General features: G+C 37.5%; 19 protein-coding genes. 10 read left to right on the top strand and 9 right to left on the bottom strand.

Annotated elements, in window-relative coordinates; genetic code table 11:
* The 8 genes from FJR38_RS04175 to FJR38_RS04210 all read left to right on the top strand — a co-directional run.
* Positions 1-4140, top strand: a 4140-nt coding sequence (locus FJR38_RS04175) for a CHAT domain-containing protein (RefSeq protein ID WP_168535636.1), incomplete at its 5' end; no start/stop codon positions are given.
* A gap of 176 nt (positions 4141-4316) precedes the next feature.
* A complete protein-coding gene (locus tag FJR38_RS04180; protein WP_168535638.1) occupies positions 4317-5936 on the top strand; it encodes a CHASE2 domain-containing protein in 1620 nt (539 codons plus the stop codon).
* Positions 5937-5979: 43 nt separating this feature from the next.
* Entirely contained in the window at positions 5980-6771 is a 792-nt protein-coding gene (locus tag FJR38_RS04185) for a MinD/ParA family protein (RefSeq protein ID WP_168535640.1), read from the top strand.
* A 98-nt stretch (positions 6772-6869) separates the two neighbouring features.
* Positions 6870-9350, top strand: coding sequence for a transcriptional regulator (locus tag FJR38_RS04190; protein WP_168492458.1), 2481 nt, complete (start codon positions 6870-6872; stop codon positions 9348-9350).
* Between the two features lie 43 nt (positions 9351-9393).
* Positions 9394-10656 (top strand): pentapeptide repeat-containing protein, encoded by a 1263-nt coding sequence (locus FJR38_RS04195; protein ID WP_168492457.1) that lies wholly within the window; start codon positions 9394-9396, stop codon positions 10654-10656.
* Positions 10646-12388, top strand: a complete 1743-nt coding sequence (locus FJR38_RS04200) for a tetratricopeptide repeat protein (protein WP_168535642.1) — start codon at positions 10646-10648, stop codon at positions 12386-12388. Before FJR38_RS04195 ends, FJR38_RS04200 begins: the two co-directional genes overlap by 11 nt.
* Positions 12389-12741: 353 nt before the next feature.
* Positions 12742-13614 carry a bile acid:sodium symporter gene (locus FJR38_RS04205; protein ID WP_254445202.1) on the top strand — a complete coding sequence of 291 codons (873 nt, stop codon included), beginning with the start codon at positions 12742-12744 and terminating at the stop codon, positions 13612-13614.
* Positions 13615-13883: 269 nt separating this feature from the next.
* Positions 13884-14960, top strand: coding sequence for a hemolysin family protein (locus FJR38_RS04210; RefSeq protein ID WP_168492452.1), 1077 nt, complete (start codon positions 13884-13886; stop codon positions 14958-14960).
* A 175-nt stretch (positions 14961-15135) separates the two neighbouring features.
* On the opposite strand, the gene FJR38_RS04215 is transcribed toward FJR38_RS04210, so the two are convergent.
* Positions 15136-15831, bottom strand: a complete 696-nt coding sequence (locus FJR38_RS04215; RefSeq protein WP_168535644.1) for a hypothetical protein — start codon at positions 15829-15831, stop codon at positions 15136-15138.
* Between the two features lie 60 nt (positions 15832-15891).
* On the bottom strand, positions 15892-17583 hold the full coding sequence (gene ilvD / locus FJR38_RS04220) for a dihydroxy-acid dehydratase (RefSeq protein ID WP_168536408.1): 1692 nt from the start codon (positions 17581-17583) through the stop codon (positions 15892-15894).
* Between the two features lie 118 nt (positions 17584-17701).
* Between ilvD and FJR38_RS04225 the strand changes: the two genes are divergently transcribed.
* Positions 17702-18583, top strand: a complete 882-nt coding sequence (locus tag FJR38_RS04225) for a LysR family transcriptional regulator (protein ID WP_168492449.1) — start codon at positions 17702-17704, stop codon at positions 18581-18583.
* A gap of 267 nt (positions 18584-18850) precedes the next feature.
* Here the strand turns inward: FJR38_RS04225 and FJR38_RS04230 are convergent, their stop codons facing one another.
* Together FJR38_RS04230 and FJR38_RS04235 are read right to left on the bottom strand one after the other, a co-directional pair.
* Positions 18851-19621: a pentapeptide repeat-containing protein gene (locus FJR38_RS04230; RefSeq protein ID WP_168535646.1), complete on the bottom strand. Its 771-nt coding sequence runs from the start codon at positions 19619-19621 to the stop codon at positions 18851-18853.
* 231 nt (positions 19622-19852) lie between these two features.
* Positions 19853-20173 carry a multidrug efflux SMR transporter gene (locus FJR38_RS04235; protein ID WP_168492447.1) on the bottom strand — a complete coding sequence of 107 codons (321 nt, stop codon included), beginning with the start codon at positions 20171-20173 and terminating at the stop codon, positions 19853-19855.
* A gap of 334 nt (positions 20174-20507) precedes the next feature.
* Here FJR38_RS04235 and FJR38_RS04240 point away from each other — a divergent pair, with 334 nt between their 5' ends.
* A complete protein-coding gene (locus FJR38_RS04240; protein ID WP_168492446.1) occupies positions 20508-21254 on the top strand; it encodes a DsbA family protein in 747 nt (248 codons plus the stop codon).
* A 424-nt stretch (positions 21255-21678) separates the two neighbouring features.
* On the opposite strand, the gene FJR38_RS04245 is transcribed toward FJR38_RS04240, so the two are convergent.
* From FJR38_RS04245 to ccsB, 5 genes are all read right to left on the bottom strand, one after another.
* Positions 21679-21876, bottom strand: a complete 198-nt coding sequence (locus FJR38_RS04245; protein WP_168492445.1) for an NblA/ycf18 family protein — start codon at positions 21874-21876, stop codon at positions 21679-21681.
* Between the two features lie 761 nt (positions 21877-22637).
* Positions 22638-23366: a Stp1/IreP family PP2C-type Ser/Thr phosphatase gene (locus tag FJR38_RS04250; RefSeq protein ID WP_168492444.1), complete on the bottom strand. Its 729-nt coding sequence runs from the start codon at positions 23364-23366 to the stop codon at positions 22638-22640.
* A 17-nt stretch (positions 23367-23383) separates the two neighbouring features.
* On the bottom strand, positions 23384-25069 hold the full coding sequence (locus tag FJR38_RS04255; protein ID WP_168536410.1) for an AarF/ABC1/UbiB kinase family protein: 1686 nt from the start codon (positions 25067-25069) through the stop codon (positions 23384-23386).
* A gap of 108 nt (positions 25070-25177) precedes the next feature.
* Complete coding sequence (locus FJR38_RS04260; protein WP_168535648.1) at positions 25178-25501, bottom strand: DUF6825 family protein; 324 nt, start codon at positions 25499-25501, stop codon at positions 25178-25180.
* Positions 25502-25925: 424 nt separating this feature from the next.
* On the bottom strand, positions 25926-26353 hold a 428-nt coding region (gene ccsB / locus FJR38_RS04265; RefSeq protein ID WP_168535650.1), incomplete at its 5' end, for a c-type cytochrome biogenesis protein CcsB.

The following is a 26353-nucleotide window of genomic DNA, read 5'->3' on the forward strand; positions in this document are numbered from 1 at the left end:
GGAAGTAGTCTGAATTTTAAAAGTACAGTCACTGGTAATGGTGATTTAACAGCTATTGGTGCAACTCAAATTGAGGGAAATGTTACAACTACAGGCACTCAAACCTATAACAATGCAGTTAACATAGCCAATAATCCCACATTGTCAGGAAATGGGATTAGTTTCGCTAACACAGTTAATGGTAATACGAACTTAACTGCAAATTCAGGAACAGGAAATCTCACCTTTAATACAGTTGGTAATACCACAGCCTTAGGGAATTTGATAGCTAGTGGCAATTTAATAGACATTAATGGCAATGTTACAACTACAGGTAGTCAAACCTATAACAATGCAGTTAACTTAGTTAATGATTCCATTTTTACAGGCAGTAGTCTGAATTTTAAAAGTACAGTCACTGGTAATGGTGATTTAACAACTATTGGTGCAACTCAACTTGATGGAAATGTTACAACTACAGGAAGTCAAACCTATAATGGTAATTTAACTATAGCTGCTAATACTAATATCACAGCCGATACAGATAGTGATGGAATAGGAAATTTTGCCTTGAATGGGACTCTATTCAATACTAATAATAATCCTCTCACGATCATTGCGGCTGATGTCCAATTAGATGGAGTATTAAATTTAGGTTCTGCCAACTTAACGTTACAACCTTCAACTGATAATAATACAGTTGGTATTGGCAGTGGTGCTACTGGTATTTTCAATCTCAATACAACTGATTTAACGAATATCACTACTACTGGTAATGTCACTATTGGCAGGATGGATAATACTGGAGTTGTGAATATTGCTGCATCTGGAAATCCTCTTGATTTGAGTGGTATAGATTATAATTTGATAGTCATAGGTGGTGGTGGTTTGAATATTAATAGCAATATTACTACAGAAAATGATCAAACCTATGATGGTGATATTAACTTATCAAATAATACGGTTTTAGAAGGTAAAAATATTGCTTTAAATGGTAATATAAATGCCTCGACAAATGGGGGACAGTCTTTAACTGTTAATGGTAGTGGAAATACTACTTTGGGGAGTGATGATACTCAAGAAGTTGGTGGAATTAATCGGCTAAGTTCTTTAACTATGAATGGTGCTGGTACAACTACTATTAAAACTAATGCAGTCAATACTACAGGTAATCAGACTTATAATAATGGTGTGATAGTAGGAAGCGATACAACTATAAACAGCAGCAATAATAGTAATGTTGCTTTTAATAATACTATTGATTCTGATGGTACACCACGTAGTTTGACTATTAATGCGGGGGGATTGACTAGCTTTAATGATTCAATTGGAAACACCAGTTCACTGTTTTCTTTAACCACGGATGTTGGTGGGACGATTGCTATTAATACTACCAGTATTAAGACAGCAGGGGATCAAACTTATGGTGAATTAATGTCTTTGGGTAGTGATGTAGTTTTAGAAAGTACAGATAATGGCAATATTACCTTCAATGATCAGGTTGATTCTGGTGGTGGTATAGCGAGAAACTTAACTGTGAATACTGGTGGTATAACTCGCTTTAATAATGCAGTTGGTGATAATAATCCTCTCAATTCTTTGACTACAAATATCGAGGGGAGTACAGAAATTAATAATAATGTTACTACCACTGGTACAGCAGGACAAACCTATAATGATCAAGTCAAATTTACCAATAATGCAATTATTACAAGTAATGCTTTAAACTTTGGTAATGATGTGAGCGGTGTTGGTGTAGAGTTGACAATTTTGCCAGTGACAGCAACTCAGGCAATTACTTTAGGTGGAACAAGTAATGATATCAGCGGTGTGCTGACTCTGAATAAATCAGAAATAGATTTCTTCCAAGATGGATTTAATTTAATTACCTTTGGCCGAGTTGATGGTAGTGGTTTAATTACATTAACGGGTGATGTGACATTTAAAGATCCTGTAGTTGTGCGATCGCCTATCGGTTCAGGAGCAATTAATGGTACTAATGCTAATATCACTGGCACAGGTGACGCTAGTGTGACTCTCCAAGCAAATCAAGATATTGCTATTGGTGACATTAGCACCCAAGGTCAAGTAATTAGCATTACCACACCCAATGGTAAAGTGACAACAGGTTCTCTAATTACCAGTTCTACCACAGGGGATGGTGGTGATGTCACCCTTCAATCTTTTGGCAACATTGATACAGTCAACATCAATAGCAGTTCTACCTTTGGGGAAGGTGGTAAAATTGACATCACTGTTACAGACAGAAATATCCCTGTCGAACTATTAACCGCCGAAATTCTCTCAACAGGATTGGTAGCTACAGGTAACATTGATAGTTCGGGTATTACGGGTGGTGATATCACCATTCAACCCTTCTCGTCCCTGATTACAGGCAACCTCAACTCCAGCGGTACTTTTGGTAAAGCCGGTGATGTTACTTTGGGATTGAGCAATCAAAGTATTCAAATAGGTTCAATCAAGGCAGAAAGCATCAGTAATCAAGGTGGTAATGTGGATATCTCTGCATTGGTTTATTTTATCGCCAAAGATAGCTTCACCTCTTTTAATGGTCAAAAAGCCAGTATTTCCACCTTGGGTTTACCTAGTAGTGGTATATTTTCACTCCTGCATGGTGCATCTATATTACAAGTTGGCACACTTCCTATAGATAGTCTAGGAAATATTACAGGTAGCGGCACAAAAGATGCAATTATAGTTGGTGAAACCAAACTCAGTAATATCAATATACCTGGTAATTTTAGTGTTCCTAACATTAATATCGTTAGCCAAGAACCACCTCCTAATGTTCCTAGAACTGCCTTTTTAAGTGGTTCTCTCGGACTAGCAGCACCAAATAGCACAGATGTATCTCAAAGAGGAGAAACTAAAATTCATAATGAAGTTTCTAGTGTTCTAGGTATCAATGTTCGGGAATTATCCGATGCTGAAATTCAGAGTAGACTCAATAAAATTGTTGGCATCAAACCAGCTATTATTGAGGCCTTTTTTAAACCAGATTGGAACTTTCCGCAAGGAACTGCCAAAGAACAAGATTCAGATAAATTATATCTAGCAATAATCACAGCAAATAGCCAAAAGATTGAAAAACTAGTACCAGGAGTAACTAGGAAAAATATCAAAGAAATTAGGCAGAACTATCTCAGAAGACTTCAGGACTCTAATTTAGCTAGAAGTGATAGTAAATCCTATCTAAGTTATAGCCAAGAACTATATAATGTCTTAATTAAACCTATAGCTCAAGATTTAGTAGAACTGAAAGTTGATACTCTATCTTTTGTAATGGATACAGATTTACGTTCTTTACCAATTGCTGCACTTCATGATGGAGAAGGATTTATTTTTGAGAAATATAAAATTGGGATTATGCCCAGTACCTCACTCACATTACCTGAAGAACCAGAATCCTATGATGTGAGACAAACTCAAATTCTCGCTATGGGAGCATCAAAATTTGACAATATTAATCCATCATTAGATCCATTACCAGCAGTACCAATTGAATTAAATACAATTACAAACATCTGGCTAAATAACTCATCTGCAACTAAATCTCCAAAAAGTAAGCCCTATTATCTCAACAAAGAAGATTTTACAATTAGCAATTTCATCAAAGCCCGATCATTAAATCAATTTCGGGTGATTCATTTGGCAACTCATGGTAAATTTGAAGGAGGATTAAAAAATTCTTATATTCAGTTTGGCGATGGAAAAGTAACATTAGATAATCTCGCAACTACATTAAACTTAAATAGTTCACCTTTTGTAGACTTAATGGTACTTAGTGCTTGTGAAACAGCGATCGCTGACAAAGAAGCAGAAATGGGATTTGCTGGTATAGCAGTCAAAGCAGGAGTAAAATCCGTTTTAGCTAGTCTTTGGTCTGTAGATGATGCTGGTACATTAGCATTGATGGTCAGCTTCTATAAACATTTACAATCCAACCCCATTAAAGTAGAAGCACTACGACTAGCTCAACTAGATATGATGACAGGAAAAGTCCAATTTAAGGACGGTTATATAGTTATCAATGATGAACGGATCGAAAAATTACCCCCAGATTTAGAAGATTTAAAAGATATAGATTTTAAACATCCTTATTACTGGAGTGCATTTACTATGATTGGCAATTTTTGGTAATAAAAGGAAGAATTAGAAGTCGTAGGGGCGAAGCATTCGGACAATAGCCTTAGACAAAAATGGATAATTGATAGCCCGAATGCTTCGCTCGTACAGTAGTTAATTGTTAATTATCATCGTTACGCTATCAGCAAACATTAATTAAATAACCAGCAAATTAAATCGCTAATAAAATTATGATGTCTCAACTCAAATCAAAAATTGACGCTTTGTTATTCAATCCCCAATTATCTCAAGCAATATCTAGATGGAGTAGTAAAGTATTAATCGTCAGTGTGGGGATGACAGTTATAGTCTTGGGAATTCGCCAATTAGGGGGATTACAATCTTTAGAATTGCAAGCTTTTGATTATTTAGTCCGCCAACGTCCTAATGAACCTGAAGATAAAAGATTATTGATAGTTGGTTTCACAGATGAAGATATTAATAAAAAAATTCCCTATCCCATATCTGATCAAAAACTTGCGGAAATTTTAGAAAAACTACAAGAGAATGAACCAGCAGTAATTGGCGTAGATATATTTCGAGATATCCCCATTGGTGAAGGCAAAGAAACCTTAAATAAAACCTTTGAAGAGGCAAATACAGCTATTATTATGCCTTGCGGGATGAGTGATGCTGGAAAAAATTCTGGTGTCCAACCACCCTCTAGCATTCCTTCTGAACAGGTTGGTTTTGCTAATAAAGACCCCGATCCAGATGCAATTATCCGCCGCAGTATTTTAGTTAGTAGTCCCCCCTCTTTAGACAAACCTTATCCAGACAAACATCTTTGTAATGATCCTCAACAAATCCTCTCTTCTTTTCCTTTTCTGATTTCACAATATTACTTTCCTGAAGACACGCAAATAGACCCACCCACAGATACAACACCCCTAAAAATAGGTAAAGCTGAGTTTAAACGTCTAGAAAGCAATGCCGGTGGTTATCAGAACTTAAAGACTTCCGATTATCAGATTTTACTCAACTATCGTTCATCTCAATCACCTAGTCGGATAGTGAGTATTTCTGAACTCCTGAATAATCAGGTTTCTCCAGAATTAATCAAAAACAAAGTAGTTTTAGTTGGCTATACTGGTTCTAGTTTTAAAGATACTTTTCCCACCCCCTACAACCGCAACTCTGATACATCAGGAGTCGTGATTCACGCCCAAATTATCAGTCAAATTATTAGTGCGGTTGAAGATAATCGTCCCCCGCAAATTCTGTATTTTCCTGAATTAGGAGAATGGTTATGGATTGGGGGCTGGGCTGTTCTGGGAGGGCTGCTAACTTGGCCAAAATTAAAACCAACAGGGTTAGTCATCACCGCAATAGTAGTCATGGTGGGTGGATTATTTGTAGTTTGCTATGCGGGGTTATTTTTCTGGGCATATTGGCTACCTCTTATTCCTTCCGTATTAGTATTAGTAGGAACTTCTACCACTGTATTATGGATAGAACGTATCCGCATTGCTCCCGAAATGGACTGGGACGGTATACGGGAAGAAGAAACCAAAAAGAAAGGACAAGCTGAAAAAACCGCACGTCAAGAGTTTCTCAAACAATTAGCTGAAAAAGCTGATGAATTAAAAAGAGAAGCCATTGATTTCAATATGGAAGAAATTCAGGATTCCCTACCTTTTGAGCGTCTAAAATCTTCTTACATGGATAATTACTTAAATAAATTAGCTCTCAAAGCACAACAAATGCGAGATAATTGGCGCATCCTCACAGAAAAACCCTTTGAGCAAAAAAAAGCATCAATCCGCACCTTAGTAAAAAAATCTCAATATTTACGTAGCAAATTCGATTAATATAATACGGTTGAATAATCACAACTCTCATTAACGAAAATATATGCCGAAGATTATATCTTTTTACTCCTTCCGAGATGGTACAGGTAAATCAACTATTGTGGCTAATCTAGCAGCAGCGATCGCTAGAAAAACAAAATACAAAGTCGGAATTATCGAAACTAATCTTTCCTCTCCAGGATTACATTATTTATTCCCAGGACAAGAACGCCTCGATTACCTCAATCACTATCTGAAGAAAGAATGTTCCATCAACAAAGCTGCATACAAATTTGATTTCCAGATGGAAAATCAAAGTTTTAACATTGACCTGATTCCTGCTAGTCCTAAAATGGGAGATATTGCTCAAAGCCTAAACTTGGAATTAGATGATCAATATCCTAAATATATTTATGATGGATTCAACACTATAATTGAAAACTTAAACATTGACTATTTATTAGTTGACTGTCCAGCCGGAATTAGAGAACAAACCTTATTACCTATTAGCATTTCTAACACCATCGTCATCGTCTTGCGTCCAGATATCCAAGACCTCCAAGAAACAACTATGTCATTAGAAATTGCCGAAAAATTAAGTATTCCTAAAAAAATGCTAATTATGAATCAAGCCGTTAATAATGAAGAAGAATTGACAACCGAACTACATAAATTTTTCCATCGTCAAGCAACTGTAGCTGGAATACTACCTACCTCTGAAAAAATTATCCAGTTTTCTATACCCAAACAATTACAAAATAACAAAAAAAATACATCTAGTTTATTTTATGTAGAAAATCCAGAAGATCCATGGAGTAAAAAAATCGAAAAAATCGCTAACAAAATTATTGCCTAAAGCTATAAAAACCGCCACTCAAAATCATTCTTGTCACCAGCCTCTTTTCCTTTTAAATGCTACTAAATTACAGATAAATAACAAATTATAGTGGACGCATGAATCAGCGCACTTTGACTAACCAAAAACCCCTAAGTTACATTATAGATCCCACAGGAAATATCGTTGCTGAAGCTGGAGAAACATTTAAATTAAGAGTAACAGTATTTAATCAAGGTGGAGAAGATGCCCTGATTAATATCCGCATAGATAGCATCAAATATATAGATAAAAACTACTTCGGCCACACATTAAGAAATATCCCACCTAGCCAAAGTCTAGGTTTAAATGCGGAACAGAATGGAGAAGTAATATTTGACATTGAAATTCCATCTGATTCCATTGCTGGATTATACGAATATATACTTATATTAGATGCCCCAGAAGCATCACAACATTATCGAGAAGAACGCATTCAGCACCAAGGAAAACTATTAATCAAATCTTTTGTTAAATCATCTGATACAGCGAATGATCCTACCTTTACCGTTGAACCATATACCAGTTCCTCCTCACCGATTCCTCTCCAACCAGGTGATAAATTAGACCTCATAATTAAAGTTGATAATCGTTCACAACGGGTAGATAGATTCCGTCTGAGTTGTCCAGATTTAAACCTAATTTGGCCTGATTTTCCTAAAGATAATCTGCAAATTAACTATACACCAACTGGTTATACATCAAGATCACTTCCTACCTCCGACACACTAGAATTAAACCCTGGAGAAAAAGGAGACATTCAGGTTGAATTAACTATCCCATCTGATAGTATAGCTGGAGTTTACTCGCCTACCATTCGGATCTATTCAGATAACGAAGAATTTTCCCCTAACCAGCAGAAATTAGTCCTATTGGATATGTTTTATATCCAGGTAAAAGGGACTTATGAATTAGATATACAAATGCTTACCAAGGTAGGAAAAGTTCAAAACTTACCAGGATTATTTGAATTACAATTTTATAACAAAGGCAACACAGTTAGGGAATTAAAAATTAATGTAGAAAGTGCAGATCAAGAAAATATATGTACTTATCAATTAAACAAAGAAGATATATCGTTATTACCTGGAGCATCTACAAGCATTAATTTAACAGTACAGCCTCCTCAGTTATGGTGGCGACGACCTTTTTATGGTAGGTCATTTAACTTCATAGTAGAAATTATAGATACCCAGGACTTACCATTAATTAATAATCGGTTTCAGGGGGCATTAATTTGGGAATCTCGTCCTTGGTGGCACTTTATCATCTTAGCTTTAATAATTTTAGGCGTAATTACAGGTACAGGTTTTATCCTCTGGTGGCTATTATTTAAACCCAAGCCATTACCGCAGATTGTCCATTTGTATTCAGAAAGCACTTTTTATAAAGAAATTAATGATGATGCAGTTAGATTAAATTGGCAAATTACCGAAGCAAATAGAATTAAAAATATTCAAATAGTCGGTTTTTCCCCTGAAGGAATCATCACCAGCGCCCCTGTAGTTTACGATTTCCAACAGGGTATTCCTCCGCAACTACAAGATTCTTGTCAGATTAAACAGCAGGTATTGAACTGCGAAAATGTGATGACAGATGCTCGAAAATCAGGTGACTATAACTTTGAAATTACCATCTCTTACCAACAAGGAAAAGGCACATTATCTCAATCTCTAAAAACTAATAAAATCAATATTGAACCTATTCCTCAACCTCAGATTATTTCTTTAACATCAACTCAACCTGAATATCAAGAAAATGCCCTAGATAGGAAGGGTATTCTACTGAATTGGGAAATTAATAACCCAGAACAAATCAAAGAAGTAATATTAGTTGGTAAAACACCTGAAGGAGCAATACAAACTCAATTAAAAAAATATGATTTGCAGTCATTAAATAAATTGTGTTCTCAGCAAGCAGAAGTCCTCAGTTGTAAAAATGTTCCTACTGATGGTATTAATCCCGGAAATTACTTGTTTGAATTAGCAGTGATTCCCAAAAAAGGACAACCCGAAAAAATAGAAGTTAAAAAAACCGATTTAATTAAAATCAAACCCATACCTACCCAAATAGTCGAGTTTAAAATTCAAGGTGCAGAAGCCCGCCCCAACTATATAATTCCAATTATTGCTAATCAACAGATGCCCTTGAATGTATCATGGAAAGTCAAGGGTAGTAAGAATATTAAAGTTGAACTTCTTCCCTCACCAGGTGTAGTTCAACCAGAGGGAGCAATTTCTTATTTGTTAAATACTGCTAATCCTATTAAAGAAACAATTACTTTACAAGTAACTAATGAAGCAGGTGAAGTAATTACTCGTTCTACAGTTATTGAAACTCTTGTTCCACCAATATCACCCTCAGAAAAATCCTCAGATATTCCTAATATTCCGCCAGGAGCTTTGTCTCCAGAGAATCCTGTACCAACTGGTGCTGGTAATCAAACTGAAAAAACTCCAACTGCACCTAATGGAACAAAAACACCTCCACGAAGATATTTACCAAATTCTCCAGAAAATGACATATTACCACCTGAGGAATTACCACCTCAATTTCGCTAATAAATAGATTGATCATTTAGTTAGTAAATTCTCAAAATTAATTATGAAACATTTTTATTGGTTGCCACTGATATTCCTAGCGACATTTTCAATTTTAAATTTACCTGGAGAAGCTGCCAATAGAAGGCAGTTAGAACAATTATTAAAAACTGGAGAATGTATTAAATGTGATTTGCGAAATGCCAACCTGAGAGGAGCAGAATTAAATGGAGCAAATTTACAAGGCAGTGATCTTAGAGGAGCAAAACTTAATGATTTGAAAGCGACAAGAGCAATTTTAGAAAATACAAAATTAGAAAATGCTGATTTAGAAAATGCCAATCTTAGTAATGCCAATTTAAAATCATCTGATTTGTTAAGAGCTAAGTTAATTCAAGCTAATTTATCAGGAACGAATCTATCAGGTTCTAATTTATTCATGGCTAATTTGAAAAATGGCAATTTAGAAAATGCTGTTTTCAATAAAGCTAATTTAAAAGAAGCTAATTTAGAGGGAGTTAATTTAAATGGTGCAGATTTAACTGGAGCAAATTTAGAAAATGCTAATCTTCTGCACGCTGATTTGAGAGCAGCTAAAATTAGTCAGGAAACAGTTATAGATAGTAAATGGCTGTTTGTCTGGAAAGTAGCTAATCAAACTGCTGGTAAAGAATTAGCAGGAGTAGATTTAGTCGGTGCAAATTTACAGGGGATTAACCTAGATTATGCTAATTTATCAGGGGCAAATTTAGAAAATGCTGCTTTATTTATAGTTAACTTACGAGGAGCGAATTTGTATGAGGTAAATTTAACCAAAGCTCAACTTACCTATGCTGATTTAAGTAGAGCTAATCTGAGAGGGGCAAAACTTCTAGAAACTGATTTTCGTTATGCAAATCTAGCTGATACTGATCTAAGACAGGTGAATTTCCAAGATACAAAAATCAATGAAGGAACGATTATTGATCCAAAATGGCGCTTGGTTTGGGAAATTACCAATCAAGGAGGTGAAAGTAAGGATATGTCCCAAGTTAATCTGGAAGAAGCTTATTTAAGTAATGTGAATTTATATCGGGCTAGACTAAGTAATGCTAAACTATATGGTGCAAATCTAAGTAAAACTAATTTACAAGAATCTAACTTGTATAGTAGTGATCTCAAAGGTGCTAACTTACAGGGAGCTAACTTAAAAGGAGCTAATTTGGCAAAAGCTAACTTAGCGGGGGCGAATCTGAAAGCGGCTCAAATGGAAGGAGCTAACCTCAAAGAAGCCTATCTATGTAGAACAATTATGCCCGACGGCAGCGAACATAGTTGTGAAAAATAAAGGTAAAAATATTGAGGAATGGGTAATGGGAAATATAGGTTTACAAAAAGGGATAATATTTCAAACTATTCCTCGTTTATCTTCTTTGTTGCTGTTTAGTTTTTGTAGTTTGGCGTTAACTGTTTATCATCCTCAACCTGCCCAAGCAGAACAAGATTTAAAGGATTTTGATTACTGGGCTTCTTTATGTAGTGCTTGGGAAGTGGCGGTAAATAATAAGAAGTATGAGGATGCTTTAAAAGCTTGTGATACTGCTTTGGCAATTAATGCTCGTCCGCCTCAACTTTGGTTAGCACGGGGTAATGTATTATTAGCATTTAATAAGTTTACAGAAGCTGTTGCTTCCTATGAAAGAGTTATTAATTTAGATCCCAAAAGTTCCGAAGGTTGGACACAAAAATGTTCAGCATTAACGGAGTTAGCACAATATCCCCAAGCTATTATTGCTTGTGATAAGGCTTTACAAATAGATGCAAATTGGGGGAGAGCGACTCCGGCTGTAGCTTGGAATTATCGGGGTGTGGCGTTCAGTAAATTTGCCAAGCCAGAAGAGGCGCGTTTATCTTTTGATTGGGCGACAAAATTAAATCCAGATTATTCCCTAGCTTGGACAAATAGTTGTTTAGCTTTATATCAAGTTCCTAATTTAGAAGCAGCATTAAAAGCTTGCGATCGCGCCCTGGAAGCCAATCAATTTTGGGGTAGTTATAGCGCCGCCACTGGTTGGGCTAATCGTGGTAAAGTTACCTACGCTATGGGGTTATATGATGAATCTTTGAATGCCTACAATAAAGCCATAGCTACTAATGCCAACGATGGCCAAATTTGGACAGAATATGGCGTAGTTTTAGGGAAATTAGGCAAGTATGCCCAGGCACAAACGGCTTTTGATACAGCAGTCAAACTCAGCCCTAGTTATGCTTTTGCCCTAGCCAATCAATGCGCTAACTTTAACCGGATTGGGAAGCATGAAGAAGCGGCGGCGGCTTGTGAAACGGCTTTACAAAAAAGTGATAATGTCTGGGGACAAGAAGGGGTAGCTTTAGGTTGGAATCAATATGGCAACGCCTTGACGGGATTGGGTAAACATGAAGAGGCTTTAGCTTCATTAAATAGAGCGATCGCTATCAAACCCAATTATGCCAGCGCCTGGAGTAATAGAAGTGTCACTCTTTGGTATCAAGGTAAATATAATGAAGCTTTACTTTCCAATCAACGAGCAATTGAAATAGAACCTTTTTCTTCCCAAGCTTGGTACAATCAAGGGCGAATTTTTACCTCTTTGGGACAAGTAGAAGAAGCCCTAGCTGCATACAATCGCGCTCTTAAAGGAGATGGTTATATCGGCGATAGAACCATGTTAGCGGAAATTTGGGTAAATCAAAGTGCCACATTATTACGTCTAAAACGTTATCAAGAAGCGATTACTGCGGCTGATAATGCGATCGCTTTTAATCCTCAATCTTCAATAGCTTGGTATAACAAAGCTTTAGGATTAATGGCTTTAAAACGTTATCAAGAAGCAGCTAATACTTATGAAAGAGCTATCAATATTGAAGCTAAAAATCCTAATTTTTGGGCAGGAAAAGGCATAGCATTGAGATTTTTGGCCAGATATCCAGAGGCTAGTGAAGCCTTGAAAAAAGCTTTAGAACTCAATCCCAATCATCCCCAAGCCTTAGTAAATCAAGATATTGTGATGGAGAAATTACAACCACCAACTCCACAGTAAGTAGGTGGGCGTTAAAAATTGTCGTTGGGGCAAGGGAACAGGGAACACTTCGACAAGCTCAGTGCATCGCAGGGAACAGGGAACAGGAAGAGAGTTTTGAGCGATTTTACTTTTCTTCACATACCTTTAATTTTTTCTGTTCACCTACTTAATTAATTATTTCATACTCACCCTGGCGACTAGAAGTCGCAGCTACACAGACAAAACCCACCTGCGTGGGTTTCTTATATTTGCCCAAAACTTTTCAAATATCCTCTAAACAGGTAGAAAGCGTTAATTTGCTATTGTGCTGTAAGTGAATGGGTTGTAGAATACTGCTTATATTTTCAACTCATTGTGTAGTTCATACAAATATGGAAGCAAGCTTTTTGAGTGCGGTTGTTTTACCTACATCCTTAGCTATTATTATGCTAGGGATGGGATTATCTCTTCTACCCGAAGATTTTCAACGGATAAAAAAGTATCCTAAAGCTGTCTCAGCCGGCTTAATCAGTCAGTTAGTTTTTTTACCTATTATTGGTTTTATTGTTGCTACAGTTGTACCCATGCAGCCGGAAATCGCCATGGGGTTAATGATCATCGCACTGTGTCCAGGTGGGGCATCCTCGAATATAATTACATTTTTGGCTAAGGGTGATGTTGCACTTTCAGTAACTTTGACAGCTTTTAGCAGCGTGATTACAGTATTGACAATTCCATTGTTAGGAAACCTCGCATATCAGCACTTTATCGGCACAAGTGGGGCGATCGCCATACCCATCGGAAAAACAATACTGCAAATTTTTCTAATGACGCTTTTTCCTATCGGCTTAGGAATGGGTTTACGGCAGATTTTTCCAGAATTTGCTTTATCTTTAGAAAAAGTGACTAACCGTCTCGCCGGTGCATTACTAGCTATAATTATTTTATTGCTAACTATTCGTGAATGGCAGCGTATCCCCGACTTAATTCAGCAAGTGGGAGTTGGCGTTGTCTTGTTGAATACTATCTCCATGTTTACAGGGTTTTGTATTAGTAAGCTATTGAAACTTAATCCTGCTCAACAAATCTGCATTACAATTGAAGTTGGTCTTCAAAGTGGATCACTAGCGATCGCTATTACCGCCGGACTACTCAAAAATCCTGAGATGGCTATCCCGGCTGCGGTTTACAGTTTATTTATGTATTTAACAGGGTTTATTGTTATTTGCTACGGTAGAAAATTGGCTGCAACCAACTCTTTATAACAATTGACAATTGACAGGTGAAGAAGGTGACAGGTAACAAGCAATAGGGAGGAGAAGAGAAAAAATATTTTTCTTGTTTCTGATAGCGTAGCGTAAGCCATACTCCTGACTCCTTCCTTAACTGACTCTAACAAAATATAACTATTCCCATCTCTCATTTCCAGATAGGATAAGATTTTTATATCTAGAAAGTTAAACACCGCGCTATAATCATTAAAGAATAAATTCAAAGTATTCCCAATTAGATATTCCCATACTTGGGGAAATATATGTTACAACTTATAATTACTGTTTTTATGCTTATTTTAGGGTCAGCGTTGTGTTCTTGTACAGAAACGGCGCTGTTTTCTGTTTCAACGTTAAGAGTTAGACAATTAGCGCAATTAAAAAATCCTTCCGCAGTTGCACTTTTAGCGATTCGTGAAAACATGAATCGGCCGATTGCTACTATTGTTATCCTCAATAATATTTTCAATATCATTGGTAGTATTCTCACAGGAAGTATTGCTACTCAAGTATTAGGAGATAAATGGCTTGGTGTATTTTCAGGAATATTAACATTTCTGATTATCATCTTTGGAGAAATTATCCCCAAAACTATTGGAGAAAGATATTCTGAACAAATTGCTATACTCACAGCCATACCTGTAACTGGAATTTCTATTGCTTTTACACCTTTGGTTTGGATTCTAGAAAATGTCACTGCACCCTTTTCTAGAGGTAGGAAAAGACCGACAACAAATGAAGCAGAAATAAAGCTGTTAGCAAGGATTGGTCAACAAGAGGGAATTATTCAAAGTGATGAAGCAGAGATGATTCAGCGGGTATTTAGATTAAATGATGTCACAGCTTCAGATTTGATGACACCCCAAATCATGCTCACATATATCCGTGGTAATTTAACTCTTGCTGAGTCTAAAGCTGACATTATTGCTTCCCAACATACCCGAATTATCGTTATTGATGAATCTATTGATCAAATTATTGGATTTGCTTTAAAACAAAGTTTACTAACAGCAATGATTGAAGGGAATAATGATAAAAAAATTGCAGATTTGTGTCGAAAGGTGCGTTTTGTCCCGGAAATGATTCGCGCTGACAAACTTCTGAAAAACTTCATAGAAGCCCGCGAACACCTTGCGGTAGTTGTTGATGAATATGGCTGTGTTGCTGGTGTTATTACCTTGGAAGATGTACTTGAGGTAATAACTGGTGAAATTGTAGATGAAACTGATAAAAGTGTTGATTTGCAAGAAATTGCTCGGAAAAAACGGGAAAGAATGTTACAATCTATCAATATTCCTCAACCAAAAGAAACAACTGAGGAATCAGAAATTAGGGTTTAGCTACTAATTGGGAATTGGTGATTGGTAATTGGTAATTGGGAATTGGTAATTGGTAATTGGTAATTGGTAAACGTAAAAACCTCTCAAACCCTTATTCCTCTGCGGTATGCGTTTCACGCACGCTACGCTAACGTTAATCTAGATAATTTATTTCTTGGAATTACAAATCTTAAACCTAAATAAATCTCTCCTGATCATTAATATTAGTAATAATCTTTTGTGAATCTGATTTTATGAGTTCATTAGCTTCTTTTAATAAAGCTTGTTGTTCATTATGAATAACTTCTAAACGATAGGTGATTTCGGCTAACCGTTGCTGTTTATCTGGATAAATATTGGTAGAAATTAACTTTATTCCTTCAGAATTATCATCATTTAACTGATTATCAGTAACTGGTTTAATTCTTAAATTTCCATATTTTCCAAACACTATCCACAGAGATTTTAAGGATTTTTGTAGTAAAATAAAAGGAATTTTTAAAAGAGACCAACTAGCAGTTTCTATTAACTTAACAATTGCTTTGATAATACTCCAAAGTAAAGCAATTATAAACAAGAGAATGATCACACCCCTGACAGGGTGATTTATTCCCCAAGTGAATATTTCCAATACCTTTAAAACTACGGGATATTTTGATAACCAATCATGAACAGAAGTATTAATAGCATTTTGCATTACTCCTGATGTCGTATTGGTAATTTTTTCAAGAGAGTGCCAATTATTTTCTAAAGTAGCTTTAGTATTATCAGTGGTTTGTGTGGCTGTTTCTTGTACAGATTGAGTGAAAGAATTCAAATTTTGATGAATACTATCTTTCAGGATTTGCCAACGTTGAATAGCTGCCTCTGATAAGTTTGAATTTAGCTGCATAAGCATCAAATATCTTAATTTCAAATACCCGACTTATTAAAAAAGTCAGGTATCTATTAATTAATTAGTAAACAAGTCCAAATCTGTAACTGCACCAACACTACTAGAAGATACTAATTTAGCATATTTTGCTAGTACGCCTTTCGTGTATCGGGGTGGAAGTGGTTGCCAATTGGCACGACGACTAGCTAATTCTGCATCTGATACATTAACTTGCAACAAACGAGCATTGGCATCAATGGTAATGCTATCACCTTCTTTGACTAAGGCGATATTTCCGCCTACGGCTGCTTCTGGGGCAACGTGGCCGACTACCATACCGTAAGTACCACCAGAAAAACGTCCGTCGGTAATTAATCCTACAGAGTCACCTAACCCAGCCCCAATAATGGCTGAGGTGGGGGCGAGCATTTCCCGCATACCGGGTCCGCCTTTTGGTCCTTCGTAACGGACGACAATCACATCCCCGGCTGTGATTTTTCCAGCTAAAATGGCATCTAAACAGGATTCTTCAGATTCAAATACTCTGGCTGGTCCTGTAATTACAGGCTTTTTGACTCCGGTAATTTTGGCTACTGCCCCTTCTATAGCGAGGTTGCCTTTGAGAATGGCTAGGTGTCCCTGGGCATACATGGGATTATCCCAAGGACGAATTACATCTTGGTTTGTCAGTGGTTCTGCGGGGATATCTGCTAAGACTTCGGCGACGGTTTGCCCGGAAATTGTCAGACAATCACCATGTAGCAAATCATGAACTAACAACATTTTCATGACTTGGGGAATTCCACCAGCTTTGTGTAAGTCTGTGGCTACATATCTACCACTGGGTTTCAAATCACACAAAACAGGAACACGACCGCGAATGGTTTCAAAGTCATCTATTGTGAGTTCTACACCAGCAGCGCGAGCGATCGCCAGAAAATGTAATACTGCATTAGTAGAACCACCCACAGCCATAATGACAGAAATGGCGTTTTCTATAGATTTGCGGGTGATGATTTGTCGGGGTAATATCTGCTTGCGAATGGCTTCAACGAGAACAAAGGCTGATTTTTCCGTGCTGTCGGCTTTTTCTGCGTCTTCTGCGGCCATTGTTGAGGAGTAGGGTAAACTCATACCCATAGCTTCAAATGCTGAAGACATGGTATTAGCTGTAAACATCCCTCCACAAGAACCTGCGCCGGGACAAGCACTGCGTTCTACTGCTAACAGTTCATTTTCGTCAATTTTGCCGGCACTGTATTGGCCAACGGCTTCAAAGGAACTAACAACAGTTAAGTCTTTGCCGTCATAGTGTCCAGGTTTGATTGTGCCACCGTAAACAAAGATAGCAGGGATATTCATCCTTGCCATTGCTAACATTGCCCCTGGCATATTTTTATCACAACCACCAATTGCCAATACACCGTCCATACTTTGTCCAGTACAGGCAGTTTCAATAGAATCAGCGATAACTTCCCGTGACACGAGGGAGTATTTCATCCCTTCTGTCCCCATAGAAATCCCGTCACTAATGGTGATTGTACCGAAAATTTGGGGCATTGCACCGGCGGTTTTTACAGCGGCTTCTGCCCTTTGTGCTAATTGATTAATCCCCATGTTACAAGGGGTAATGGTGCTGTAACCATTGGCTACACCAACAATGGCTTTATGGAAATCTGCATCTTGAAACCCCACAGCCCTCAGCATAGCCCGATTAGGCGATCGCTGCACCCCTTGTGTGATAGCTTTACTTTTTAAATTCTCTGGCATTATTTTTTCACTCATGATCATTACTCAATTAAATCTCTGTACGAATATGATATGTATACTTTTTTAATATGTCCAATATATATTTATTTAACATTAAGACTTATAAAATATAATAAAGATGGAACTACGACACCTGCGTTACTTTATCGCTGTAGCTGAGGAATTACATTTCAGTAAAGCCGCAGAAAAACTGCACATAGCTCAACCACCTCTCAGTCAACAAATCCAACAGTTAGAAGCAGAACTAGGAGTAAAACTTTTTGATCGCAAAACTAAGCGACAAGTACAGCTAACAGAAGCTGGTAAGGTATTTTTACAAGAGGCTTATCAACTACTGGTGCAACTAGAATCCGCAGTGACACTAACACAAAGAACTGGAAGAGGTGAAACAGGTAAACTGCGAATAGGATTTACGAGTTTGGTAATTTACGACCTATTACCCTTGATTTTGCGTAAATTTCGTGAGCAATTTCTAGAAGTAAAAATAGAATTACTAGAATTAACGACGAGTCAACAGGAAGAAGCACTGAGAGATTCCCTAATTCAAGTAGGTTTTGCTCATCCTCCGTTGGAAGATGACACACTATCTTATGAGTGTATTCACAAGGAGACTTTAGTTGTAGCTTTGTCGTCAACTCATTCATTAGCTCAAAAAGAATACGTCTCAGTTCGATCACTTCTAAATGAACCTTTAATCATGTTTCCCCGCTATTTAGCACCAGGACTTTATGATCGCATCATGAGCCTTTTTCACCAGGCAAATTTCAGCCCTAATATTACTCAGGAAGCAATTCAAATGCAAACAATTATTGGGTTAGTATCGGCTGGAATGGGTGTGGCTATTACACCATCTTCTATACAGAATCTGCAAAGGTCTGGCGTAGTTTATCGTCCGATACTCGAAGAAGTACCTTTAATAGAAACTGCTATTATCTGGCAGCAAAACAGTTTAACGCCTATTTTAGAGAATTTTTTAAAATGTACTCAAGAGTTTATTTAATAGTCATCACTCATTAGTAGATGGGCGTTAAAAATTGTCGTTGGGGCAAGGGAACACTATGGCTTACGCCACGCTACGCTATCGGCTTCGCTCAGTGCATCGCAGGGAACAGGAAGAGAGTTTTGGGCGATTTTACTTTTCTTCACATACCTTTCAATTTTTCTGTTCACCTACTTAATTAGGAATAGAGAAAAAGGAACAAGGAAAAGGCAAAATCTAAAAGATAAATAATTCTTGCCCAGTCCCCAGTCTCCAGTTCTCAATTTTCTAAAAAGGCAAAAACTGTAATAAAACTGAACCTAAACTCCCCACAAAATCCATAAAGCTGGGTTTACCCGCATTCACTGTTTCTGAATAAGGTGTTTTTAATTCTGTAATAAAAGCTTGCGCTGTTTTTAGTCCTTCAGTATTTTTTTCTTTTTCAAATAATTCTGCTGCCATTTGGGCATCTTGTAAGGCGCTTTTTCTGTCTAAACTTTGATAACTAGCAACACCACGGGCTAAATATGCTCCAGCATAATCTGGTTTGAGGGCGATCGCTTGACTAAAATAATCAATAGCTGGTTTAAGATTACCCTTTTCTGCGGCTGCTACACCCCAGGCATAAAAATCTTCAGATTTAGCAATTTGTGCAGGTATTCCTACCGCACCTTGAAAATTTGTCCCTGTAATATCCGCACCTTTTATTTCAGCGTTCATTAAAAAGGTATTTCTTAAATCAGCACCTGTTAAATTTGCACCACTGAGTTTAGCTTCACTTAAGTTTACACCAAATAAACTCGCACCTCGTAAATCAGCACCACGCAAGTCAGCACCAGCTAAATTTGCTCGACTTAGGTTCGCACCAGCCAAATTTGCACCGCTTAAATTTGCCCCTGATAAGTCAGCCATTACCAACCCAGCATTATTGAGAACACATTTTTGGCATTGTTTCGTTGCTAATAACTGTCTAATATCTTCATAATTTGCAGCTTGGACTGTATTTGATAAGCTGACTGTGAGTAAAAATACAGATGTAGCCAGAATTTTATTGTTCATAATAATCTGTTTTTTTATTAACCCAAGTTTCTAGTTTACTTTGGTATACTCAAAACGGTTAGAAACTGCACTTTTTTTGACCAAAAAATAACTTCTAAGCCTCTCCCCGTGAACGGGGAGAGGTTTGGAGAGGGGTTCAGTTTTAAGACGTTTGCAGTATAACAGGTAATTGGTAATGGGTGATTGGTAAAAATTCTTGCCTGTTCCCTATGCCCTTTTCCCTACTTCCTTTCACTCAGCTAAGTTTAAACCGATAATACCGATAATTATTAAAGACATAGAAATTATTTTGATCAGCGTCAAGGACTCATGAAACCAAATCACGCTAATCATGGCAATTATAAGTGTACCAACACCCGCCCAAATGGAATAAACTATACTCACGGGAATTGTTCTCAGAGACAGGGTTAAAAATGTTAAACAAAGTCCATAAAATACAAAGATGAAAATTGAAGGGATAAGTTTAGTAAATTCTGCTGACAGTTTCATGCAAGTTGTACCAGAAACTTCAAAAATAATTGCTGCAATTAAGTAAAGCCAACTTGTTAACATAACTGTGATCTCACTTCTCTGTAATTTGGATATTTACTGAACAATTTAGGTAAAACATCAGCAAATTCTCAATTTATATATTCAGAACTAGAGACTTTCCCACGGAAAGTCTCTATATGTAAACTTTAATTATCAAATATGTATAATAGGTGAACAGAAAAAAACCAAAATATGTAACGAAAAGTAAAAACTCTCTTCCTGTTCCCTTGTCATAACGACAATTTTTAACGCCAACCTACTTATTAATTAAAGGCATTTTTACAGAAAATTAGGACAATTGCTGTTTGCTCCGCTACTTGATAAAATTAGATTTTTAGTGTGATATCTTTGACAAATGCTCAAAACTTTTACTTATTTCCGAAATTTGGCAATTTTTAGCTTAATCTGCCTAATATTAAGCTGGTCAATCCCTGTGCAAGCTCAAACTAAAATAGATTCCCAACTAGAACAACAAGTTTTAGAAATTATCCGCAAAAACCCAGAAGTCATTATTGAATCTGTGGAAGCCTACCAGCAACAACAGCAACAACAATTACAACAATCACGACAGGAATTTATTAATGATTTTCAAAAAAATCCCCAAGCTGTAATTGGTGATTCTCCCACTATTGGTGCAACTGAATTAAAAACTGTATTGATAGAATTCTCTGATTTTGAATGTCCTTATTGTGCCGAAGCACAGAAAAGTCTCAAAGATTTATTAGTGAAATATCCTAATCAATTCACCTTAGTTTATAAACATTTCCCACTTTATCAAATTCACTCACAAGCCTTACCCGCAGCTACCGCATCTTGGGCTGCATATCAGCAAGGTAAGTTTTGGGAATATCATGATGCCTTGTTTACAAACCAAAAGCAATTGGGTGAGAGTTTATATTTAGATACTGCTAAAAAACTAAATTTAAATCTCGTAAAATTTAATAGCGATCGCAAATTAGCCAATAATCCTATCCAAAAAGACCTACTACTAGCCAGAAAATTAGGATTAGGTGGAACACCTTCTTTTATTATGACTAGTCCGAACTTTGTTGGTCCTGTCAAATTGACAGAAATTGAAAATATATTACAGGGGAAACAATAATATCTGATAATTTGGCAATATTTTATACTACTTTTAGTGATATTGCCAACAAATCTGCATCTTTAGCTAGAGGTTGCACGTACTCCCTAAATGTTCTAATTGCAATAAGTGTAAGGAGTAGTCTTATGAGAGGTGAGGAGTATAACTTTTCACTTCTCAATTCCTAAATAAATAGGTGACAGGTTACAGGTTACAGGTGACAGATAATAGGTAATAGGTAATAGGTAATAGGTAATAGGGAGGAGAAGAGAAAAATGTTCTTTATTCTTAACTCCTGACTCTTTTTTAATTTTTAATTTTTAATTTTTAATTCCGCCCTGCGGTACTAGTAATCGAAGTTGACGCCCCAGCATCCCCAGCTTTTTTCCTTCTTGGAAACGAGCAAGAGAAGGAGGTCGCCCACTGCGACACAGGAAAGGATACTCTATGCCATAGCGGAACCTGAGTCTAGACCCCACTGCTGTTTAAGTAATTCTTGATAAGTGGCTTCACGTACAACCATTTGTTCATAAAGCTTAACTAAAAAGTCTTGGGCTTGTTCGTGGCTCATGTGTTGGACTTGTGTAGCAAAGGAGCAAATGCTAAATTGCTGTTCCAAGGACAGTTCAATTGGTTGATTCATGATGAACTCCAAAACAAACAACGTGTAATATCAACATCAACAACAGAATTGAGGGTTTAGGAGTGAACGATAAAACAAGTTTTAGCTTGTTTCGGTTTATTTACTCCCTTTATCTACAATCTGCTATAGAACATAAAAGAGACAAGGGTGATACTTTGGCTAAATTTTGTTTGACATTTGTTTCTCTATATTAAGAAAGATAACAAATGTTTGACAATTTGCCCATGTTTTTGAGGTTATTTTTTTTGAGTATATACTGCACTAAGTCTACTGATATACGAATCTAATCCGCTACGAGCGGGTTTATATACTAAATTGGGATAGTTTAGTCTTGGTGAAGATTCTTTGAATAGCAGTAGCTATGGTTTTTTTATTTAGGGGTCAGGAGTAAGAAATCAAGGGAACGACAAGTTTGATACTTGGCTTTTTATCTAGATTCTGTAATTTAGTAACCCTCTATTTGCTGTCTATTTAAGACATCTTACAAAGTGCAATATGTCAATGGTGGAAATTATAGAAATTTAACTCCTGTAGTAATTTCTGGAGATTAAAAATATTTTTATCAATTTATGAAAAGGAAAAATGCTCAAATTGAACAAATTCTTGAGTATATTTACAAAGAAGGGAACAGGGAACGGGGAACAGGGAACAGATAAGAAATATTTATTTGCACCAGTTTAAAGCATGGAGAGAAAAAAATTAAAATATACCTTTTTATAACCATCATAGAGACGTTCTCTAGAACGTCTCTACATTTTCGCTTAGGATTCTACAGATACTAGGACGACGGTAATATTATCATGTCCACCTTGTTCTTTTGCAGCTTCAATTAGGGCATGAGCAGCTTTTTCTAAAGAAGGCGCATCTTTAACGTAGCCAAAAATTTCTTGATTAACGAGTTCTTCTGTGAGTCCATCACTACACAAGAGTAGGCGATCGCCACTTTCTAAATCCAGTAGTTGAACTTCAATCTGATTGAGGTCTTCCCTACCTAAACAACTGGATAAAACATGGCGATAGGGATGAATTCTCGCTTCATCAGCACTAATATCACCCATTTTCATGGCTTTGGCAATCCATGTATGGTCTTCTGTAATTTGTTGTAATTGTGATTCCCGTAGACGGTAGAGGCGTGAATCGCCAACATGACCACAGACAGGAGATTCGGATGGACGAATCACTACTACTACGGCTGTTGTTCCCATATCAGCACGTTCAGGATGATTTTGCTGATCCTGAATAATAGCTTGATTGGCAGTAGATAAAGCTTGTTCTAAAAGTTTTGATGACGATTCCGAGGATTGCCAATTATTCTCTAAATAAAAACGAATTTCTTGGGTAGCAATGCGACTGGCTTCTTCTCCCCCTGCGTGACCTCCCATCCCATCAGCGACTATAAAGAATCGCCCTGTGGGGTCAATATAGTAGGAATCTTGATTATAAGCACGAATAAGTCCCGGATCTGTACAACCGGTAGAGTCAAGTTTCATAGATTTTTCGTGAACAATTAATACATCCGATCATAACGGTCGAGGCGTAAAAGCAACCGGATCAGTATGAACGAAACTGAGGCTGCAATTAGACCAATGAAGGCTGCTAACCACACATAATGGCTAACTAAAAGAATGGTGGCAGCGATTGTAAAACCACTGATGATAAGAGCATAGCTCATTCCCAGTTGAATATTACTTTGTCTCCGTAACAGGCGTTCAGTTTCTACGGAGCGAACTCGTAGACGGATATCCCCACGTTCGATTTTATCTAGGGTATCTTCTAATCTCCGAGGTAATCCTAAAGCAGTGCTACTGACTTGAACTGCTTGACGACTTAATTCATTCAAGAAGCTATTCCCCTCTGAACCACTATTATCTGTCATAAGCTGCATTGCATAAGGCTGGGCAACTTCCATAAAGTTAAATTCGGGATCTAGACCTTTACCAACTCCTTCTAGAGTGGAAAAGGCACGCATGACAAAAGTAAAAGTTGCTGGAAATCTAAATGGTTGATTGTAAGCCAGTTCATACAAATCTTCACTAATAGCTGCCACAGATTGGTTTTCAAAAGGCTTATCCATGAAGTTGTCCAGCATATACTGAACAGAACGGCGAACAGGTCCCATGTCATCAACAGGAGCGATTGCTCCTAAATCAATTAGGGATTTTACCACGCGATCGCCATCTTTTTGGGCGATCCCAAACAGCGTTTCCATTAGTCCTTCTCGGACATTAGATTTAATTGTTCCCATCATCCCGAAATCGTAGAAAATTAAAGCCCCGTCAGGACTAACTGCGAGATTTCCAGGATGAGGATCAGCGTGAAAAAAACCATTATTCAGAAGTTGATGTAAATATGCTTGAGCGCCATAGCGAGCGATCGCCTTTCTATCCACACCCGCAGCTTCTAAAGCATCATATTGACTAACCTTAATCCCCGGCATATACTCCAAGGTGATCACCCTAGAAGTGGCATAACGCCAATAAACTCTCGGCACTTTCACCCAGTCATAGGTGCGAAAATTACGGCGAAAAGTATCAGCATTGCGTCCTTCATTTAGATAATCAATCTCTTCCCAAAGAATGCGACAACATTCTTCATATATACCCATCCAATCCCTTCCTCGTCCCCATTTAGGATGATTTTGGAAATAACGAGCAATCCCCTTAAGAATGTCTAAATCAATCTCAAATAGCTTTTTGAGTCCAGGACGTTGAACTTTCACAACTACCGACTCACCCGAATGTAACACAGCCTTATGAACTTGCCCCAAACTAGCAGCAGCTAAAGGAATAGGTTCAAAACTGTGAAATAGTTGAGAAATTGTTTTCCCTAATTCCTGTTCAATAATTCCTTCAACTTGTTCATAACTAAATGCTGGGACTCTATCTTGTAACTTAGATAGTTCCTCTACATATTCACTAGGAAAAATATCAGCACGAGTAGAAAACAATTGGCCAACTTTAATAAAAGTCGGACCCAAATCCAAAAATGTATTTCTAACCCAGATTGCTTGGGCTTTGCGTCTAGCCGATTGTTTAACTTCGGTTACACCGCCAGGGTAACTCCAAGCTTTGTTATAGCGCCATATCTTGAACATCAAGGTCAAGACAAAAGACCAAATATCCACAAAGCGGCGTTTGCTAGAGTATTTTTCCCGATTCCAACGGTATGCTTTGTCTGAGTAACCTTGTTCCATATTTTTCTTATACCGTCGGGTTGTCACGGAGTCATCTGATTGAAGGTAGGTAGAAGGGACAGGGAGCAGGGAGAATATTTATCTTACCCATTACCCATTACCCATTACCTATTTTGCAGTATTGCGATATTTCTGCAATTCACTTCTTAATAGAGCAATTTCTGCCCTTAATTCGTCAATTTCGGTTTGTAAGTCTACTGAATCTCCACCGGTCGAACTATTACCTGTGGTTGTTCCAGTTGCAGACGATTCTGCTGCCCGATTAGCTCGTGCAATCACTTCTTCTGTAAACTGACGTAGTTGCTCTTTAGCCTCAGCATCAAATTTACCCAGTTCACTCAAAGCGTCAGTCAAGGCGACTTCCACACGCTCATTAATCACTTCAGCTACTGCTCTGCCTACAAAAAAGGCTTGCACAAGGGGATTACTCATAAATTTTTGTAAAGTTGCTCCGCAAAAAAATTATAACCTGCATTCAGGTTCTAGTGTTGACAATCATTCAGGAGTTTGTCAGTATTGGCTGGATTTTTAATTTGTATAATTTAAATAGAGTAATTTAGCTTGGGTTAAGAAATCACTCAAACCAACAAAATATTTAATAATATTACCGTAGGGGCGCAGGGCCTGCGCCCAGTCAGAAGTCGTAAGGGCGAAGCATTTGGTGTAAGGGCGTATCCCTGACCGTGCTGGAAGCGTCAGCATTCGGTGTAAGGGCGAAGCATTCGATGTAAGGGCGAAGCATTCGGAAAATGAACTTGGGAAAAAACCGATAATTAATCGCCCGAATGCTTCGCCCTTACACCGAATGCTGATGCTTCCAGTCCCGTCAGGGATACGCCCTTACACCAAATGCTAATTAGAAAAACCAGCCGTAAGAATGTAAACCCTTACCCAAAAGATTTACACCTAAATAACAAATCCAAACCACAACAAAACCAGTTGCGGCTAGAATTGCTGGTTTTCGCCCTTGCCAACCGCGAGTTATTCTAGAATGCAGATAAGCCGCAAATACTAACCAAGTAATTAACGCCCAAGTTTCCTTAGGGTCCCAACTCCAGTAAGAACCCCAGGCTTCATTCGCCCAAACTCCACCGGCAATAATCCCAATAGTGAGCAGGGGAAATCCCAAACCGATGATGCGATAGCTGATATTATCAAGGGTTTCAGCCAAGTTGAGACGTTGGGGCGAAAGGGTTTCCGTAGCTACTAAAGTGGGGGTTTCCGTGACATTGATTAAATCTAAAACCGCAGTCCCATTACCATTGTTATTACTTCCCCCGCGAG

Source organism: Anabaena sp. UHCC 0253 (assembly GCF_009712085.1).
In the GTDB taxonomy this organism is placed as follows: Bacteria; Cyanobacteriota; Cyanobacteriia; order Cyanobacteriales; family Nostocaceae; genus Dolichospermum.

Bases quoted from the DNA above. Each gene is read 5' to 3' on its own strand.
- FJR38_RS04180 (WP_168535638.1), top strand. From the start codon at position 4,317: ATGATGTCTCAACTCAAATCAAAAATTGACGCTTTGTTATTCAATCCC.
- FJR38_RS04185 (WP_168535640.1), top strand. From the start codon at position 5,980: ATGCCGAAGATTATATCTTTTTACTCCTTCCGAGATGGTACAGGTAAA.
- FJR38_RS04190 (WP_168492458.1), top strand. From the start codon at position 6,870: ATGAATCAGCGCACTTTGACTAACCAAAAACCCCTAAGTTACATTATA.
- FJR38_RS04195 (WP_168492457.1), top strand. From the start codon at position 9,394: ATGAAACATTTTTATTGGTTGCCACTGATATTCCTAGCGACATTTTCA.
- FJR38_RS04205 (WP_254445202.1), top strand. From the start codon at position 12,742: ATGGAAGCAAGCTTTTTGAGTGCGGTTGTTTTACCTACATCCTTAGCT.
- FJR38_RS04210 (WP_168492452.1), top strand. From the start codon at position 13,884: ATGTTACAACTTATAATTACTGTTTTTATGCTTATTTTAGGGTCAGCG.
- FJR38_RS04215 (WP_168535644.1), bottom strand. From the start codon at position 15,831: ATGCAGCTAAATTCAAACTTATCAGAGGCAGCTATTCAACGTTGGCAA.
- ilvD (WP_168536408.1), bottom strand. From the start codon at position 17,583: ATGCCAGAGAATTTAAAAAGTAAAGCTATCACACAAGGGGTGCAGCGA.
- FJR38_RS04225 (WP_168492449.1), top strand. From the start codon at position 17,702: ATGGAACTACGACACCTGCGTTACTTTATCGCTGTAGCTGAGGAATTA.
- FJR38_RS04230 (WP_168535646.1), bottom strand. From the start codon at position 19,621: ATGAACAATAAAATTCTGGCTACATCTGTATTTTTACTCACAGTCAGC.
- FJR38_RS04235 (WP_168492447.1), bottom strand. From the start codon at position 20,173: ATGTTAACAAGTTGGCTTTACTTAATTGCAGCAATTATTTTTGAAGTT.
- FJR38_RS04240 (WP_168492446.1), top strand. From the start codon at position 20,508: ATGCTCAAAACTTTTACTTATTTCCGAAATTTGGCAATTTTTAGCTTA.
- FJR38_RS04245 (WP_168492445.1), bottom strand. From the start codon at position 21,876: ATGAATCAACCAATTGAACTGTCCTTGGAACAGCAATTTAGCATTTGC.
- FJR38_RS04250 (WP_168492444.1), bottom strand. From the start codon at position 23,366: ATGAAACTTGACTCTACCGGTTGTACAGATCCGGGACTTATTCGTGCT.
- FJR38_RS04255 (WP_168536410.1), bottom strand. From the start codon at position 25,069: ATGGAACAAGGTTACTCAGACAAAGCATACCGTTGGAATCGGGAAAAA.
- FJR38_RS04260 (WP_168535648.1), bottom strand. From the start codon at position 25,501: ATGAGTAATCCCCTTGTGCAAGCCTTTTTTGTAGGCAGAGCAGTAGCT.